At 63.5% G+C, this 1,826-nt stretch carries 1 pseudogene; it reads left to right on the forward strand.

The annotated features are described in order from the left end of the window. A pseudogene (locus B0I29_RS45015) lies at window positions 1-1,826 on the forward strand (sugar-binding protein); the annotation flags it as partial.

Raw genomic sequence — 1,826 nt, forward strand, 5'->3', positions numbered from 1 at the left:
CGCGCCGCGACCGCGAGTGGTTCCGGTGTGGTCGGCGCCCTCGACACTGGCGCTTCGGCATCCGGTGACTTCACCGCGACGCCGTTGCAGTCGTCCGGTTCGTGGGCGTCCGGGTCGTCGTCGGGTGCATTCACCTACTCCTACCAGGTGCAGGTCCCTGAGTCTGCCGGTGGTTTGACGCCGAAGGTCGCGCTCGGCTACTCGTCGCAGTCCGTCGACGGTCGCACCTCGGCCACGAACAACCAGGCTTCCTGGATCGGTGACGGCTGGGACTACGCGGCTGGGTCGATCACCCGGACTTACGCCAACTGCCGGCAGGACTCGACCCGGGAGGGTTCGAGTAACGCGAAGCACCGTACGGCGGATATGTGCTGGGGTTCGAAGAACGCGACCCTGTCGCTCGGTGGCAGCACCACGGAGTTGGTGTGGGATGACAACAAGTGGACGACGGCGAATGGTGATGGTTCGACGATCGCTTTGATCAAGGACACCACCAGGGATAACAAGGATAAGGACGGCGAGTACTGGGTTGTCACGACTCGGGACGGGACGAAGTATCACTTCGGGATGAACCGGTTGCCGGGCTGGTCGGACAACGGCACCGCCGCCGACGACCCGGTGACGAACTCGGTCCTGACCGTGCCGGTCTACTCGAATCACGCCGACGAGCCTTGTTATAAGGGTTCGACGATTGAGGATTTCAAGAAGTCGTTCTGTACTGAGGGTTGGCGCTGGCAGCTCGACTATGTCGAGGATGTGCACGGCAACGCGATGAGTCTGTGGTGGGCGAAGGAGGAGAACTACTACGCCCGCAACTTCGACTTCAAGTCCCCGGTCAAATACGACCGCGCCGGCTATCTCACCCACATCGACTACGGCCAGCGCGCGAACAGCGTGTTCTCCACGCCGGCGCCGGGTCGGGTGGCGTTCACCGTTGCTGAACGGTGTTTCGCTGAGGGTGGTGTGAGTTGTACTGACACCAACTTTGCGAGCAAGGACCCGGGTAAATACCGGATTTGGTATGACACTCCGGCTGACTTGCGGTGTGAGTCGGCGAAGAAGTGCTGGAACGCGGGTCCGTCGTTCTTCACCCGTAAGCGCCTGGACAAGATCACCACGTCGGCGCAGCGGGTCGCGGGTAGTACCACCCGTCAGACGGTGGACACGTATCAGCTGAAGCAGTCGTTCCCGAAGACGAGGACCGGCCCGAACACGGCGCTGTGGCTGGAATCAGTCACCCGCACCGGCTCCGCGGTGAACGGGACGACGGCTGAGCTGCAGCCGGTCCGGTTCGAAGCCAACATGGACGACATGCCGAACCGGGTGCTGCGCGGCACCAAGGACCCGCGGCCCGGGTTCTCCCGGCTGCGTATCGGCCGGGTCATCAACGAGTACGGCGGCGAGACCGTCGTCAACTACAAGAAGCCGACCGGTGACTGCGCCACCGGCACCGGCCTGCCCGGCAAAGCCGACACCGCCGAACTGAAAGCCAACACCCGGCTGTGTTACCCGGCGTTCTGGCACCCGGACCCGTCGGCCGAAGACATCGACTGGTTCCACAAGTATGTGGTGGAGAGCATCGAAGAACTCCCCGCCGTCGACGGAGCCGTCGGTACCACGACGAACTACACGTACGCGGACGCGGCGTGGAAGATCGCTGAGGCTGAGTTCACCAAGAAGTCGACGCGGACGTTCTCGAACTTCGCGGGCTTCGCCCAGACCACGGTGATCACCGGCGTCGACGACGCCTCGATCGGCAGCAAGCGCACCAAGGCCGTCACCCGCTACTTCCGCGGCCTCGGCGACACCGTTTCGGTCAAGGACAT

It is taken from the genome of Actinoplanes lutulentus (assembly GCF_003259845.1).
Taxonomy (GTDB): domain Bacteria; phylum Actinomycetota; class Actinomycetes; order Mycobacteriales; family Micromonosporaceae; genus Actinoplanes; species Actinoplanes lutulentus.